Source organism: Enterococcus wangshanyuanii (assembly GCF_002197645.1).
GTDB classification, from domain to species: domain Bacteria; phylum Bacillota; class Bacilli; order Lactobacillales; family Enterococcaceae; genus Enterococcus_L; species Enterococcus_L wangshanyuanii.
The window spans coordinates 1,531,345-1,547,302 of the sequence record NZ_CP021874.1; the positions used below are offsets into that span (position 1 = coordinate 1,531,345).

The window sequence follows — 15,958 nt, forward strand, 5'->3', positions numbered from 1 at the left end:
CCAACCAAAGGTTCATTCACACTAGTTGGCAGAGCTAAAATCCTTTTTATGTCAATCATTTTGTTAATCCAACGCATCATTTACTGCATCATTCCACTTATCTTTATTCCAGCTGGCAATTTTTTTAACGACATTCCCTGCATTATTTGGATCAGGGTAATAATATTCTGCTGTAATGTTTCTACGGTGCTGATCGATCGGAATATCCAATAAAATAGATTTTTCTGCAGTCGCTAGTTGAGGTGTATATGTTTTATACTTGTCCCCATCTATTTTGATGATGATTTTATTGACATTGCGGTAGTAAGCGGTCAGTCGTTTGTTCACCACTGAAAGTCGAACATACGCATTGCCGTCTTCGATAATAGGATCAGGATCTGTCGGCATCGTATTTTCCGGCATCGGGCTGACCATGGTCACTTCTGCGCTTAAAACACGCTGATTTTCAGGAATAAAGTCTCCTGGTACGAAAGGAATTTCCTCTGGTGAACGGCCTTGTGCTTTGACCGATAAGCTAAACGATGGAGAACCTTCTGGAATCCTGGTGACGATACTGCTGAATGAAAAAAGAATTTCGTCATCTATCGATAGATTGACTTTATCTGCCTCCGTCGTGAGCATTCTGGTTCCCGGATCATATGCTGCATTGATTTCTACTGCTTTCTCTTCTGAATCTGAGATTTTCTTTTTCTTGAAGGTAAAATTTAGTTCCTCCTCAGCTAGATCTTCTGGAATCACTATTTGGGCAAAAACGTTCTGAACAACCTTTCTGGAATTTGACAGATTGTCTTCACTTCTAATTTTCCCTGTATAAGTCAAACGGCTGCCAACTCTAGTAATATCGATCTCTTGATTGGTTACAGAATCTTTCACTTTCGTACTTGATTTTACAGAATCAGGCAAAATAAGCAATCCTTCCGGAATAATATCTTCCACAGTCAAAAGTGTCGCCGGCTTAAAACGTTCATCCTTCTTACTCGTTTTCACTGCATCATGATAGCCTTTATAGCTTTCATATCCGCGTGCTGTCGGCATTAGATTTCCCCACAGATCATTTGGTTCTTTATCATGAGTCAAAAGCTTATCTTTGTCTTGCAGCTCACCAATGTCACTGTGATCTTTTACATATATTTCAATTTGACTTCCAGCTGTTAAATAGCTCGGTAAATTGATCGTCCAGTCAACGATCGAATCACCTTTTTGTTTTCCATTACTCGTTATTTTTGTGATACTTTCTTTTACGAACTGATCATTGATTTTAGGAAAAAGATAAACTTCATCCATTATTTTTTCTTCCTGCTCGTCATACAGATCGATCGTGCCTTTGATTTGTTTTGTTGCGTTTGTGATTTTGCTCGAACTTTCTGCTAATGGATCTTTGGTAACAGTTAATTTTTGAGGTGGAGTTACATCGACTGTCGTGACTGGTTTAACCAAAATCGTCTCTTTTTCTTCACTGGCTTCACCGACTTGATTTTTTCTCCCACGATGAGCGCCGATTACTTCAACAGTATCGCCTGTACGTAAAAATTCGTCGCGGTCCATCACAAAAATGCCGCCTCTCGCTTTATCTTCGTCCCATTGCTTGACCCCTGGTAAATTATTGTTGATTCCTTTCGTAGGCAAAACTTCTTCTGAGATGATCTTTCCATCCCTTTTCACCTGCACAGTGACCCAAACTTCATTTTCCCAAGCATCGCGCATCTCATCCCCATAACCTACTTTTACACTCACATGTCCATAGATTTTTTTGTCTGCATTTGTCGGAACTCTAAGTTCATCCACTGTTGGAGCTGAGCCGTTTCCACTCATCCGACTATAGCGATTCGCTCCTTTATAAGTCGATGTATTAAACTCATTAGGATAATCCGTACTCACGATTCTTTCAAAATGCGAGCCGGTCAATTTATAGGAGATCGGCGCCCAATAGGCATCTGGGTCTTTATCTAAATCAACATTATTTTTGATTTCCCACACTGAAAGATAGGATTTTGTTGCTTCAAAAGTTCCTGAATTTGAGCCGCTGGAAAATACTTGTCCTCCATTTGAACGGTTATTCCGTAAATCATAGAAACGTGGCTGATCGATCTCAAAGCTAGCTGTACCTGCTGATTGAACGATTCCGCTCGTTTGACTATTTGTAGTACCTTCTGCTCTAAAAATCGTATCTTTTCCAATTAAAAAGCGCAAATTTCCATATTGTGTCCAGAGCGCTGGACCTAAATCTGCCTTGATATAGACCTCGCTGCCTTTGCCCTCTAAAGCAAAAACCGAGGTTCGTCCACTTCCATCTACAGGAAATTGCACGCCTTGTTTCCCTGCTAGATCACCGCCGTTTGTTGGACGGCCGCCATTCGATTTATCCGCTTGATTATTGATTGTTATATTACCGCCGGCTTGCACCAGAAATTGATTATTCTGTCCATATAATCGAACACCAGAAGCTTCACCATACTTTTTATCAATAGATACTTTCCCTTTATTCTTGATTAGAAATGTTTGACCGCCAACTAGACGAAAACGTAAAACAGCACCAATGTTGTTCCCTTCACCTTCTGAAATCAAGTTTAATTCTGAGCCTTCACCATCCACGTGAAAATTACTATTTGTGATTTGATTGATCATTGCTGGCTGTGCTCTTTGTTTGTTATTAGTCAATCCTAAGCTATGAACATTGATTTTTGCCCCAGCCGTTACTTGTGTAAGTGATTTTGTCGCATCTGAGCTATTGTCAGAACTTCCGCATAAGGAAATGGTTGCGCCAATCGCACCGGTTTCATTGCCATTAGAAGTCGCATTGATTATAGTATCTTGACCTCGCGCTTCAAAATAGACTCGATTACGGCTGCCCTCTACATTCGCATAGATCGCCTGACGCTTTCTACTATGGATATTCAAGACTGAGCCTTTTTCAGCCACAAAAGTTGTGGTGATGCTATTGTTTTGAGGATAGAGGCGAATCGTTGTTCGTTCACCTGTAAGATCGACCTTCGCACCATCTGTGATCAAGATTTCTGTTGCATTGATCACATCATCCGTTCTCGTCCCTGATACCCAGTTTACGACACCCTTCATAACCAAAGAAGCCCGTGGTATATTGATAAAAGAACCGATTTCTCCTCGATAAGTATTCGAGACATTTTCAATCAAAACTACCCATTCATTATCATTTGAGAGCAAATTATCACTTTGTATGAGTCCACTTGAATTTCGAATGTCGACTTTCACATTAACGAAAGCAAACGTTTGTGGTGTTTTTGTGCGTTCTAAGCGGAAGGTTCTGTTAGCATTTGAAGTCGCTGTAGAAGAAAATGTAAAATTTTTACCATCGATTCGTAATGATCGATTGACTTTAGGCAGTTCAGCTGTGCCAGATATATTTGCACCAAATTCAATAGCATCGATCGAAGAATCTTTCAGTGCATCGATCAACTGCTGATAATTATAGACGATCTTTTTTTTACTTGGATTGAAATTTTGCAGCTGTGTCATTAGCGGCAAGTGGAACATATCATAGCTTGAACTAGCTTTTGTAATAGCTCCTGTTGTTGCATAAAGGGTATCTTTTGATGCCAACGCTGTATTTCGGCTCTTTTCTTGCTTTTCTTTTGGCAAAGAATAGTTGATTTTCGTCGATTTTATTTTACGACCTTCTCGATAAATTTCAATGGTATCCTGACTATCCTGTGCGATCGGAATCGGAAGTTTAAAGGTTCTTGTTTTATCGGATTTTTCGATCTCGATTTTTACACCATCAGATGCGGCATTTTCTCCCGAAAGTATCTTTAGCCCCTTGATATCCAGCCCCTCCAGTGATTCTGGTGAAATCACTTGATCCAGTTTTGACTTGAGCACTATTGTTTCTTTCTTCGGCTTTTTTATCTCTACTTCCAGCAGTACTCCGATCTGCTCTTTTAGTTCCGGCTGAATGTATTCTTCAACCGTTAAATGATAGTTATTTTTCCCAAAATCTCTAATAAACCAATAGCCTTGATACACTAAAAAAGAAATAAGCATCAGAAAAATAATACTTCCAATACTCAAAACTAGTTTATTTTTTCTTGCTCCCTTTTTCATTGATCGAGTCCTCCTTGAACGCTCTAGCTCATTCCTGTTCTTCTGCGACATTCAGATAATATAAATTGAACAATAGTGTTGATTCAAACATACTTTGATCGCCTTCTCCTGAACCAAACGTGTAACTATAATCCGTTACTTTAATGAACCGTTGATCATTCTCCAACGCTTGGATAAAGGCAAACAACTCATTCTTGCCAGCTGCACTATAATCCAAAACGATTTTACTGGAATAAACTTTTTTCGTGGGATCACTTGGCGAAGAAAACAACAGAGTATCTTCTGCAGTGATTTGTTTCAGCTGAATTTTATTCTTTGCCACTTTTTGCTCAAGGCTGCTTAAATATTCTTGAATTTGAATACCTTTAGAAAAACGAGGAAGCTCATTAACGATTGCTGAATCAAGTAGGTTTTTCTTACCTGACAAGGTTTGACTTGTCTGTCGAAGTTCAGCAACTTCACTTTCCAGCCCATGAATATCTTTTTGAATTTTACCTACTTCAGCTTGTTTTGCTGAAATACCAGTAAACCAAACAGTTATGATCATGAGCGCTAGAAGAAAAATCAAAACAATAGTGATTACAATATGCTTTTTAGTAAAAATGATTGTTTTCATTCCTGCTCTCCTCCACGTTTGATTGCTGGTAACTTTTCTTTCAATGCTTGAATCTGAATCACTGATTTATATTCTTGAGATGTCTCTTCCTCAGCAGATGAAGAAATAAAAATCGCTTGATACACCCAATCGATCTGATTTAAGGCTTCTGTCAATGCACCAATATTCGCTAATTTTTGACCTTTGATCGATAAATCAATTTGAATCACTTCTTGTCCATCATCTGTTTTCATGACATTTGCTTGCGCTGCTTCCTCTTCTTCCATGCCCTCATTGAGCGGAACAATGATCTGATAGTTTTCGATCACTTGTTGATGCTTGATGACAGTTTCATCCAAGCGTTTGGCCATTTCAGCAAATTGAACCTGTGCTCCTTTTAGTTCCGTCAAATACGTCTGTACCTCTTCTGATTGTTCCTTCTTTTGCTTAGAGATCATCCCCGTCAGCTTCGCTTTTTCTACCTGTTTACTTTGAGCAGCCTGCTGCAGCGTCTTTACTTGCTGTTGAGAAACGAGATATACCGTCGTCAACCCACCTCCTGCAACTAAGAGCAATAAAAGAAAAACAAAGAGTATCAGTAATGTTGCTTGATTTTTATAAAATTTATCAGGCAATAGATTAATATTCATCGCTTCTTACACTCCTTTCATCGCAAGTCCGGCAGCTAATAAATAAGGCGAAGGAATGCTAAATCTTTTTTCTGTGTTGACTGCGATCACAGGAATTTCCACTCTCTTTTCGATAGAGGAAAGTACATTTTTAAATAAAAGCGGATTTTCTCCTACTAGGTAAATTTTGTCTAATTTTTTACCGTTGGATAGGGTACTTGTGTAGTAATACAAAATATTTTTTGTGATGTCTGCCAACTCCCCAAGTTCCTCAATTTCCTTCGGCTTATTAAACTCAGCTTGGTAAGTGTCATCGTCATTTGCAATGTACTTCCAGTTTGCGCTATTGTAATCTTCATATTGACTATAAATCGGGATATGGTTTTCAAAAATAGTAAATGTTGCCACACCACAATCTACCTCGATCAAAAGTAGAACGTCTGTCCACTTGATATTTCGATTGATTGCTCTAGCATAAGCAACAGAATTCAGATCTACAGCACTTGGAATACCGCCAGCACGCTGGATTTCATCACCGACTTCCGTCAAGGTTTTCTCTGATGTTGCGACAAAATAAATTTCTCCATCAACGACCATGCGATCGCGTTTTACTGTTTTTGTATTCTTTTTGGCAGCCTTTTTTTTGACTTGCTTTTTTTGTCTGGCATTTTGCTTTTCAAATATCAATAAATCAAAGATGGGCTGTTCAAAAGGGACAGAAATTGATTCACCTAGTTCCAAGAACAAAAATTGTTTGACCTCTTTTTCATTACGCATCCCATTATCGGGAATACTACGAATCAATAGCTCATGATTGAACGCCGAAAATATCACATGAGGATTTTTGATATGATGCTCTTTAAATAGCTTCTTCAATCCTTCATATAACAAATTTTTGTTTGTAAACTTTCCATTTTTGAAGATACTGGCTTTTAAAACCAACTCTCCTTTTTTATGGATCACGACTGGATTTGTACTTTTTAAAACTACAAAACGGATCACATTCTTCTTAATATCTAAACCGACAATCGTTTTTAACCCTTTTTTTAAAATGATCTTTCCCTCCATTTCAATCTATTTATCCTACTCCTAAAATCTAACCGAAAACTGTTGACCAGAGATATTGAAGCTGCCCCGTTGCATAGGAGTAGACGACCCATGTTCCTAAAGCGATAAACGGACCAAACGGGATATGTCTTCTTAATTTTTTTCGAACGATCATCTCACCAATTGCGTAGATCAATGCGAATACACTTGCTAAAACCAAGGTGATCATGACATAGATCGGACCAATAAATACCCCTAAAACAGCAAACAATTTAATATCTCCACCAGCCATCCCGCCTTTACTAAAAAGAGCAAGCAGATATAAACAGCCAAAACCAGCAACAAAGCCAGCAATCGGAAACCACCAAGGATTCAACTGCTGCAGAAATACTCGTTCAATAATGGCAAGAATAAAAAAGGGCAATAACACTTTGTTTGGTATTTTTTGAGCTGTGATATCTGTGACTGTGATGATCAGTAATAATGATAGTAAGGTCCAAGCAACGAATGTCTCATTCGTCGTCCGCAGTAAAAAAGCAGCTAAAGAAAATAAGGTTCCTGACAGCAATTCAAAACCAAGATAGACAGCACCGATTTTCTGGTGGCAATGACGACATTTTCCTCGTAAAAAAACATAAGAAAAAATGGGAACCAATTCTAGAAAAGTCAACGAATGATCGCAATGCTCACAGTGCGAGCGCTTTTTGACAATGTCTTCTCCTCGAGGTATCCGTTGACCGATCAGTAGAAAAAAAGACCCTAGACAAGCCCCTAGGATGAAGATGAATATGTAAAAGAATAGGTATTCGTATGTGGATGGTGAAGATAGTACTTGATTGTTCATAAGATCTCCTTTATTAATCAAGCAAAGTACCATATCAATAGTACTTCGCTTGACATGCTTAAAATTATGGGGCTGGTGTATCTGTTCCTGTCGCTCCACTTTCCCAAAGAATTTCTCTAGTCAAATCTGCAACTTCTTTTTCATTATAATATTTTATTTCTTTATTTTTTCTTGAGCCAGCGGTTAACATATTTGCTGGTACAGTAATTAGAATTTTACCTGTTGTAGTGGCATCAAACGTTACATTCGCTGGCGTTGCCAGGAATCCAGCTTGGGAGATATAATTTTTTGTTACAAGATCTGCGGCAGTTACCGCAGCTGCTCCTCCACCTATAGCCGCATCTCCAGTTTCTGACATTTGATATAAATTAGCAGCACTTACTAGTGACTGCACATTTGAAATTCCAGCGTCCTCTCTATTTTTCTGGATAACGCTAGAAATCGCTACCGCGCCAATCCCCGCAATAATCGCCATGATTACCACAACTGCAAGTAACTCTACTAACGAAAGTCCTCGCTCATCCTTCATTACATTTTTAAACATTTTTAGTGCTCCTTTCTTTGTACATTCTATATGTACGGTTGTTTTTTATATGATCAACATAGATCACCGGTGTTATCTATGTGTAATCCTTTGATTAGCCTTGAACGGCGTCATACATCGAGAACATCGGCAGCATGATGGCTGCAACGATCAATCCAACGATCACACAAATAATAATGATCGTGATCGGCTCCATGATCAGCTTGATTCGTTCCCCTAGCATTTCTACTTCTTCTTCAAACATATTGCTTAGCTTTTTCAGCATGCTTTCTAAAGAACCTGTTGATTCTCCGACAATTGTCATTTGTGTAACTAATGGCGGAATGATTTTATCTTGGCTGAATACACCACTCATCGAGCCGCCTCGTTCAACTTCTGCCTGACATCTGAAAATCAACTGTTTGATATATAAATTATCCACCGCATCCGCTGACATTTCTAATGCTTTAGAGATAGAAACGGAGCTTTCTAATAGGGTCGATAATGTACTGAGCATCACATTCAAATTACTTTTTTGAACAAGCTCACCAAAAATCGGCATGCGTAAAAGAAAACTATGCCATTTGAACTTTATTTCATTATTTCTCATCGCCAGCTTAAAACCGACAAAACCTGATACGATCATGACTAGTAACAGCCAGCCTTTACTTGTTAAAAACTTACTTAAACCAATCGTTACTTTGGTAATTGCCGGTAGCTCTGCATCCAAGCTTTCAAAAACAGTCACAAACATCGGCACGATACTTACGATCAGGAAAATCCCCACACATAAGGAAAGGACCAGCATAATGATTGGATAGATCATCGCTGTGATCACTCCGCCTCTTGCTTTTGCTTTCTTCTCATAATAAGTACTCATCCGAACGAGTGTTGCATCTAACGTTCCCGACATTTCAGCTGCTCGTACAATGCTGATCAGCATAGAAGGAAAGGCATTTGGATGCTTGCTATAACAATTAGAAAGAGAATCTCCGCCACGAATATCTTCACAAATCTGCAGCAAAATCTTTTTCAAGGTTTTATTTTGTTCTTGCTCTGCTAACATTTCACAAGCAGCAGTGATCGAAATGCCACAATCGATCAGCGTCGCAAATTTTTGCAAATATTCCGCCAGCAACTTTACGCTGACTCGATTAAATAGCTCAATTTCTTTTGTCGCAAAGGTTTCTTCCTGCTCCACTAAAATCGTAGAACGCAGACCTTTTTTCTTTAAAGCTTGACTCGCTTCATAAGAGCTTTCTGCTCTTAAGCGACCTTTTTTGATACCGCCATACATTGTTTGTGCTTCGTAGGAAAAAATCGCCATTGCTTATTCCTCCTCGCCTAGTAACGCTTCAGCAGCATCAACATCGACTTTGCCGGCAGACACCAGGCGGTTGATACAACTTTCCATCGTATACATACCGTCACTTTTACCGATTTGCAGCATATTGCCGATTTGATGAGTTTTATTTCCACGGATCAAATTAGCGATCGATTTATTGTTTACCAGCATTTCTGTTGCCGCTACTCGACCATCGTTAGCTCGTGTCGGCAACAGTCGTTGTGCTAAGATTCCAACTAAGGCTCCGGCTAACTGTGTCCGAATTTGTGACTGCTGTTCAGGCGAAAATACATCAACGATCCGTTCAATGGTTGCTGCGGCACTGGTCGTATGAAGAGTACCTAAAACCAAGTGACCCGTTTCAGCAGCTGTCAGTGCGATCGAGATCGTATCAAAATCACGCAACTCACCAACGAGAATAATGTCTGGATCTTGCCGTAAGGAGGCTCTCAATCCGTTTGAAAATGACTCTGTGTCTACACCGACTTCACGTTGATCGATGACACTCATATTGTGATTGTGTACATACTCGATCGGATCTTCTAACGTGATGATGTGGGTCTTCTTCGTTCGATTCAGATAGTCGATCATTGAAGCAAGAGTTGTTGATTTTCCCGAACCAGTCGGACCTGTTACTAAGAATAGCCCTTGCTTTTTTTGGATCATACTTTTTAAAACGGAGGGAACACCTAAAGAACTTAATTCTGGGATCTTTGTAGCAATGATCCGTAAAGCAATCGAAACATTCCCTTTTTGCTTGAAGATATTGACACGAAAACGACTGGCATTTTTCACCTCATAAGCTAAATCGACTTCTCCATTTTCTTTAAATTCAGCCCATTGATCTGAATTGCACATCACACGTCCATACATAGAAATTGTTTTATTCGTTAAAACTTCCTCTGAAGCTACTTCATTCAATTCACCATTCAATCTAAAAATCGGAGGTAGCCCAACCGTTAAATGAACATCAGATACTTTCTGGCGAACAGATTCACGTAACAACTCATCAAACTGTTCTTTGAATGGTCTCAACTTAGGATTTATTCCTCGTCCGCCTTTTTCTTTTTTCATCGCTGAATGCAGCGGCAATTCTATTTCCACTTCCTGACTCATTATTTCCTCCTTATTCCAGTATTTTACTCACTGGATGTTGCTTTCAAGACTTCTGCAATCGTCGTATATCCTCTAACAACTTTATCCAGCCCATCATCTAAAAGCTTTTTCATGCCATTTTTCTTTGCTACTTTTTCTAACTCATTGGCTTCTCCATTTCTAGAAATCACCAGTCGAGCATCCGGCGTTACAATAAATAATTCCTGAATAGCCATACGGCCTTTAAATCCTGTCATGTTACACTTTTTACATCCTGTACTACTGTAAAGTGTATCTGTGTACAGATGGTGCTTCTCTAAAAATTCGATTTCCTCTAGACTGGCTGGTTCAGCTACTTTACAGCTTGAGCAAAGTGTTCGTACAAGTCGCTGAGACAAAACACCTGTCAAAGCATTCGCTACTAAAAAAGAATCAACTCCCATGTCGATTAGACGACTAACTGTAGCGATCGAGTCATTCGTATGCAATGTACTTAAAACTAGGTGTCCTGTCATCGATGCTCGGATGGCGATTTCTGCTGTTTCACCATCCCGAATTTCTCCAACCATGACGACATTTGGATCTTGACGTAAAATCGAACGTAAGCCAGCTGCAAAATCTAATCCGATATCGCTGTTGACTAAAACTTGGTTCACGCCGTCCAGCTGATACTCCACTGGATCTTCCACAGTAATAATGTTGACATTCGGCGTATTCAGTTCATTCAAGGCAGCGTACAATGTAGAGGATTTCCCAGAACCAGTTGGACCTGTCACTAAAAAAATCCCATGAGGCTGTTTCAGTAACTGTTTGATTCCTTTTAAAACATCTGGATCGAAATTAAACTCATCCAATCCCCTTAGCCCCGAAGACATATCAATAATCCGAATAACAATTTTTTCACCATAGATCGTTGGTAAAACAGATACACGCAAATCGACCATCCGTCTGCCATTTGGAATACGTGCTCGTCCATCTTGAGGCAGCCTCGTCTCCGTGATATCTAAAGAAGACATGATCTTTATTCTAGAAGTCACTGCTGACTGAACATTCTTCGGTAATTGATTTAGATCCAATAATTCTCCATCTACGCGAATCCGAACATTCAAGCTTTTTTTCTGAGGATCAAAATGAATATCACTAGCCTTTTTATCAACAGCCGTTTGCAGCAAAGAATTGACCAGCTTTATAATGGGAGAATCATCCTCTAGAACTGAATTCGCTTGGGCTACTTCTCCAGGCAAATCGTCTGACGCATCCTGCAGCCACTCTTCCAGCATCATATCTTCTGGATAATGCTCGGTGATCATCTGATCGATATCTGCACTTAAAGAAAAATAAGGTAAAATCGACAATCCCGTCAGCAAACGTAATTCATTGATCACGTCATAATCCATGGGATTGACCATAGCAACTACTAAGCGGCCTTTTTTCTTTTTAACTGGAAATAACTGATTTTTTTGAGCAAATTTTTTCGATACTAAATCAAGTACAGCAGAATCTCGTTCCACACTAAACAAGTCCATGATGCGAATCCCAGTTTGTCGACTTTTCAATGTCATCAACTGCTCTTCGCTCAAATAATGTCCCTCGATCAAAAGACGTTCTACTGTCATTTTGGGAGATAGTTGTGCTGAGACTTCATTGGCTTGCTTTTTTGTCAGCATTTTATATTGGACTGCTAGGACTAAAAGTTCAGCTTTATCAAGACTGCTTACTGCTGCATTAGAATGGCGATCAGCTTGTTCTACTGTTCGAACTTTTCTTCTACGTTTCTTTCGTTCGTCCATTTTCCTAGCCTCCTTTTGATTCGTTCGTTTATTTTAGTTCACTATAGTCAAACACACGTTGTGCGACCCAATCCGCGTCGGAATTCTTAGGTACAGTCGGCGAAATAATCGTGACTTCTCCGTTGGCAGCATCTTGTTCATCTGATTTTACATTCAACAGAATATCTCCAAGCCCTTCCAACAAGCTTTTTAACTTGGTTGTATCATCCGCTGTAGCTGTTTTTAAAATCAATTTTCCCTTGATCGAGGGTTTTGTTTTATCAAACCCTTTTTCAATAAACGTCGGATCAAAAAGGGTTAAATCCGGTAATAGTTCCATCGTCACCACCGTATCTTCGTCCATCTCTAAATTGAACGGCTCTACACCCACTGTTCCAAGATCCAGTCTGCTTTTATCGTTTAAACGAATCGTATTCCACCACTTTTTATCGTTATAATAGGAGCCTTTTTTCTGTCCATCAGACCTTCGTCTCATCTTAGGCGCATCAATGAAACTTACCCCATTTTCAACGGTTAGCGCTGTTTTGCTTCCAGACAATTCCAATAACGCAGGCTGACGTGGCTTAGATGTGTAATCTCCCTGGTCAGCGTAAGCAAAATCAGATTCCCCTCCGTCTTTCATCGCAGCACTGGTCAGCATGAAGTGACCATTTTTCACTTGGATTTTTCTTGTATCATTTGATCCGGAGTTTACAGACACACCATCTATTTTTATCGTGTTATTAGTAGGCGTTAAGTGTACCTGTGAACCAGCAATCACTAGTCCACCGTTCATAAATTCTGACCAATATTTATCTTGCGGATTGTTTTTTTTCGAGTCTCCAGCGTATTCAGCAAAGTTACTGTTCGTTGTACTTTTATCTAATAGAATGGTTCCCTTCGTCAAAAAGAACCCATTCGTTTTTTCATTTTTCCCTGTATGATTGATCAAGAGGTTTGGTGTTTTGATTTCCTGACGATCATTATCTATGTAAAGCCCTGCTTCCTCATTTTCCACCGGCATGTGAATATAAATACCTGTATCAGCGGTAATATCGAGCTCTTTGATCAAATTTTTTCCAGCAGAGGGATCAGTTTCGCTTCCTAGATACAGTAAGTTATTTGTGCTAAGTTGAGCATTCGATTTGCCCCGTAAGAGCACTCCTTGATTTAAGAAGAATGAGCCATCAAAAGTGACTTCATTAGAGACCGGCTTTGCATTTAAAAAATCCAGTAGCTGATGATCCTGATAATCCACCAGAAAATTATTTGCGCGTCCAAAAGTCGAAGCTGTTCTATGATTAAAATCATCATAGGGAAAATCCAACGGTTGTTTTTGGTAACGATAGATCCGATCCATCTTACGAATCCAAGTATCTGCTGAAAGGTATTTATCGCCACTTGTCAACGGAGCTTCATAATAAACATACCGCCATGAATCTAATCGTTGCTCTTCATCAACTTGACGTTTTTTCTCCCACTGAAACTCATAAACGTAATCAGCGCTTGATACTGCCGTTTTTTCCTGGCCATTCTTCCCCGCCTGTTTCACTTTTACTTCCAAAGAAAAAGTGGTTTTAGTATTCGTGATCTCCTTTGTATCAGTAGAAGCTTGAGTTTTTACCCAGCCATTTTCACCAGTATCGTCATCAGAGATAAATTGATATACCTCATTTGTTGCCGTCACAGTTGGCCTCTTATCAACTATTACTTCATAAGAAAAATCCTGATTTTTACCAATGTTTTCTTGTTTTATCTGATTTTCCAACGCATCAGCGACATCCAACATCGTCACCCTTAAATTCGCCGCATCTTCTTGTTTACTAAGACCTTTTCCAAGATTTGCATTTTCAGAAACCTTGGCTTGGATCAACTGATTTACTTTAAATGAAGCTTCCTGTAGCGCATACTCTTTAATATCCTTCGTTTTTGTCAATTGATCGACGGCATTGATTTGCAAAAAATTGTTCCGCGCATGAACAAAAATCCCCATCATCACGAGGCTGACCAAAATGATCGCTCCCAATGTATAAAGCAACGCATATCCTGTTTCATCATGTTTTATTTGTTTACCAGCGTCCTTCACCAGGAATCTCTCCTCTCGCTTTCATCTCATCTCGATAGGTCAACTCTGCTTTTCTTACATACAAAATCTTAGAAGCCTCTTTTTCCTCGATCCCATGTTCTCCTGAAAGATCGATATCCTCTCCATCTGCATCAAGATAATCACCAAAATCGATCTGTCCTTTATAAAAAAGAATCGTCACACTCGTTTGAATCGTAAATGTATCACGATAATTTGGTGTTTCAAATTGCGTTTTTAATGATTCGTTTTTATTCTTTTTTTGAAACACTTTGATTTTGTAGTCTTTATTTTTTAGTTGATAGGTTTTGCCCAAACTTTTTTCAGCATCTAAAACATCAGTGATTCCTATTCTATTTTTTCCATCATCTATCCAATCGATCGTTTTTAAATCAGCTCGTTCAGGATCAAATACAGTAATGACTTGCTGATCCAGCCAAGAGCTTTTCCCAGTCGTGCCATTTGTAGTAAACTTACCAAGATAACCAGCTTTTTCGTAAAGCCCTTTTTTATTTATGATTCCATTCATTTGTACGACCATATCGTTAGCCATTTGTTGAAATTCAACTTGCTGTCCTTGTATCGTGAAGGCTTTGCCGAGACTACTGATGATCATACCGAAAAAAAGAATCACGAGCGAAAAGATCGCCAATGTTGCAATCATCTCAACCAAGCTCAACCCTTTTTCATCTTTGAGAAGCTCTTTCATGCACATGTCATCTCCCATCAATAATCAACGACCCAATTAAAAACAGTATCTGTCATAAACGCCCCTGTTTTTTCATCATAAATCTCTAAATTCAACTCGATCCCCTCTTTACGAAAATCCTTTGTCCCTTCCTTGTAATTTACTCTGCAAAGGACTACAAAAAAATGTTTCGTCTGATCTCCTATGTACTTGCCCAAATAAAGTGCTTCTTCTTTGATCGACCCATCAGAATTTTTCCAACGGTCAGGCAGCTCTGCTTCCTTTTTAGAATATTGATACTCTATTTTTCTTTCTATATTTTCTTTTCCATCTTTAACTCTCCCCGTATAATCGATTTTTTCTTCACCATATAATGGTATCTGTTCACTTCCAGTATTTTTCATTTGAATGCCTGAATTATCGAGAATCAAATACGCTCTCCTTGATTTTTGTTGATCGGTCAAACGACTATCCTCTCTTATACTGAAAACATAGGGATTCAAGCCAGCTAAATCTTGTGTTTGACCACGATACCCCATCCATTCTTTTATCTCATCCCGAACATACTGAGCTTCTTTCTTTTTTTCATTCAGCTCTATCAATTGCTGATTTCTGATGAGCATTGATGCCAACAGCATAAAAGTCGTTCCTAATATGACTACTGAGACTAGAACTTCCGCAAGAGTCAGCCCTTCTTCATTTTCCAGCATCAATTACTCCTCCTTTATCAAAAATTTTTCGCTAAATTATTTAGATTTCATCCAAAATAAGAAATGCTCGAAGTTACTATACTACAAAAATAACGACGTTTCAATATAAAATAACGTTGCGTAAAAATATAAACTGTATTGAAAACCTTTTAAAATAACTATAACCGAAACGGATTTTCCCAAGACCTCCAAAACCATAACTATATACACTCTACAAAAATAGCATTAAATATTGAATCAAATGGTTTTTATCTAAAAAACATACATAGAAATTCTACGTAAATAATATTTATATTATATAATTATAAATCTACCCTCTTTTTTAAGAAAACTAAATATCTATATTAAATAACAACTAATTTAAATTAGATATCGAAGTTATTTTGAAAATAAAAGTGTGATTTCAGACTTTCATTTTTAGCTATCTCGCAAAATCCCAGATCCATCTCCATAAATTCTTTTCAAAAACAAAAAAATAAGAGTACAGACAAAACTGAAAATCAGTTTTGTCTGTACTCTTAAACGCAACAAATGATGTGATCGAAACAAATCC

The 15,958-nt window shown here is 38.6% G+C and carries 12 protein-coding genes; all 12 read right to left on the reverse strand.

The genetic code is table 11. The features are described 5' to 3' along the window. Nucleotides 1-63 precede the first annotated feature (63 nt). Complete coding sequence (locus CC204_RS07435) at nt 64-4,077, reverse strand: pectate lyase-like adhesive domain-containing protein (protein WP_088269609.1); 4,014 nt, start codon at nt 4,075-4,077, stop codon at nt 64-66. A 28-nt stretch (nt 4,078-4,105) separates the two neighbouring features. After that, nucleotides 4,106-4,693, reverse strand: coding sequence for a hypothetical protein (locus tag CC204_RS07440; protein WP_088269610.1), 588 nt, complete (start codon nt 4,691-4,693; stop codon nt 4,106-4,108). After that, nucleotides 4,690-5,322: a hypothetical protein gene (locus CC204_RS07445; protein WP_088269611.1), complete on the reverse strand. Its 633-nt coding sequence runs from the start codon at nt 5,320-5,322 to the stop codon at nt 4,690-4,692. The genes CC204_RS07440 and CC204_RS07445 overlap by 4 nt, the downstream gene beginning before the upstream one ends. Before the next feature lie 6 nt (nt 5,323-5,328). Next, on the reverse strand, nt 5,329-6,369 hold the full coding sequence (gene pilM / locus CC204_RS07450) for a type IV pilus biogenesis protein PilM (RefSeq protein WP_088269612.1): 1,041 nt from the start codon (nt 6,367-6,369) through the stop codon (nt 5,329-5,331). 28 nt (nt 6,370-6,397) lie between these two features. Beyond that, on the reverse strand, nt 6,398-7,192 hold the full coding sequence (locus CC204_RS07455) for a prepilin peptidase (RefSeq protein ID WP_162288330.1): 795 nt from the start codon (nt 7,190-7,192) through the stop codon (nt 6,398-6,400). Nucleotides 7,193-7,256: 64 nt separating this feature from the next. Further along, nucleotides 7,257-7,736 carry a prepilin-type N-terminal cleavage/methylation domain-containing protein gene (locus CC204_RS07460; protein ID WP_088269614.1) on the reverse strand — a complete coding sequence of 160 codons (480 nt, stop codon included), beginning with the start codon at nt 7,734-7,736 and terminating at the stop codon, nt 7,257-7,259. A 94-nt stretch (nt 7,737-7,830) separates the two neighbouring features. Next, nucleotides 7,831-9,042: a type II secretion system F family protein gene (locus tag CC204_RS07465; protein WP_088269615.1), complete on the reverse strand. Its 1,212-nt coding sequence runs from the start codon at nt 9,040-9,042 to the stop codon at nt 7,831-7,833. A gap of 3 nt (nt 9,043-9,045) precedes the next feature. Continuing rightward, complete coding sequence (locus tag CC204_RS07470; RefSeq protein ID WP_227011241.1) at nt 9,046-10,176, reverse strand: type IV pilus twitching motility protein PilT; 1,131 nt, start codon at nt 10,174-10,176, stop codon at nt 9,046-9,048. A 23-nt stretch (nt 10,177-10,199) separates the two neighbouring features. Next, nucleotides 10,200-11,945 (reverse strand): GspE/PulE family protein, encoded by a 1,746-nt coding sequence (locus CC204_RS07475; protein ID WP_227011242.1) that lies wholly within the window; start codon nt 11,943-11,945, stop codon nt 10,200-10,202. Nucleotides 11,946-11,973: 28 nt separating this feature from the next. Beyond that, complete coding sequence (locus CC204_RS07480) at nt 11,974-14,010, reverse strand: hypothetical protein (protein ID WP_088269616.1); 2,037 nt, start codon at nt 14,008-14,010, stop codon at nt 11,974-11,976. Continuing rightward, the gene (locus CC204_RS07485) at nt 13,994-14,716 is read right to left on the reverse strand and encodes a PulJ/GspJ family protein (protein WP_088269617.1); all 723 of its coding nucleotides are present in this window, start codon (nt 14,714-14,716) and stop codon (nt 13,994-13,996) included. Before CC204_RS07485 ends, CC204_RS07480 begins: the two co-directional genes overlap by 17 nt. Before the next feature lie 17 nt (nt 14,717-14,733). Beyond that, nucleotides 14,734-15,405 (reverse strand): type II secretion system protein, encoded by a 672-nt coding sequence (locus CC204_RS07490; protein ID WP_088269618.1) that lies wholly within the window; start codon nt 15,403-15,405, stop codon nt 14,734-14,736. Nucleotides 15,406-15,958: the final 553 nt, after the last annotated feature.

What these genes read in the sequence shown, in the direction of transcription:
- CC204_RS07435 (WP_088269609.1), bottom strand. Translation starts at nt 4,077, where the DNA reads ATGAAAAAGGGAGCAAGAAAAAATAAACTAGTTTTGAGTATTGGAAGT.
- CC204_RS07440 (WP_088269610.1), bottom strand. Translation starts at nt 4,693, where the DNA reads ATGAAAACAATCATTTTTACTAAAAAGCATATTGTAATCACTATTGTT.
- CC204_RS07445 (WP_088269611.1), bottom strand. Translation starts at nt 5,322, where the DNA reads ATGAATATTAATCTATTGCCTGATAAATTTTATAAAAATCAAGCAACA.
- pilM (WP_088269612.1), bottom strand. Translation starts at nt 6,369, where the DNA reads ATGGAGGGAAAGATCATTTTAAAAAAAGGGTTAAAAACGATTGTCGGT.
- CC204_RS07455 (WP_162288330.1), bottom strand. Translation starts at nt 7,192, where the DNA reads ATGAACAATCAAGTACTATCTTCACCATCCACATACGAATACCTATTC.
- CC204_RS07460 (WP_088269614.1), bottom strand. Translation starts at nt 7,736, where the DNA reads ATGTTTAAAAATGTAATGAAGGATGAGCGAGGACTTTCGTTAGTAGAG.
- CC204_RS07465 (WP_088269615.1), bottom strand. Translation starts at nt 9,042, where the DNA reads ATGGCGATTTTTTCCTACGAAGCACAAACAATGTATGGCGGTATCAAA.
- CC204_RS07470 (WP_227011241.1), bottom strand. Translation starts at nt 10,176, where the DNA reads ATGAGTCAGGAAGTGGAAATAGAATTGCCGCTGCATTCAGCGATGAAA.
- CC204_RS07475 (WP_227011242.1), bottom strand. Translation starts at nt 11,945, where the DNA reads ATGGACGAACGAAAGAAACGTAGAAGAAAAGTTCGAACAGTAGAACAA.
- CC204_RS07485 (WP_088269617.1), bottom strand. Translation starts at nt 14,716, where the DNA reads ATGAAAGAGCTTCTCAAAGATGAAAAAGGGTTGAGCTTGGTTGAGATG.
- CC204_RS07490 (WP_088269618.1), bottom strand. Translation starts at nt 15,405, where the DNA reads ATGCTGGAAAATGAAGAAGGGCTGACTCTTGCGGAAGTTCTAGTCTCA.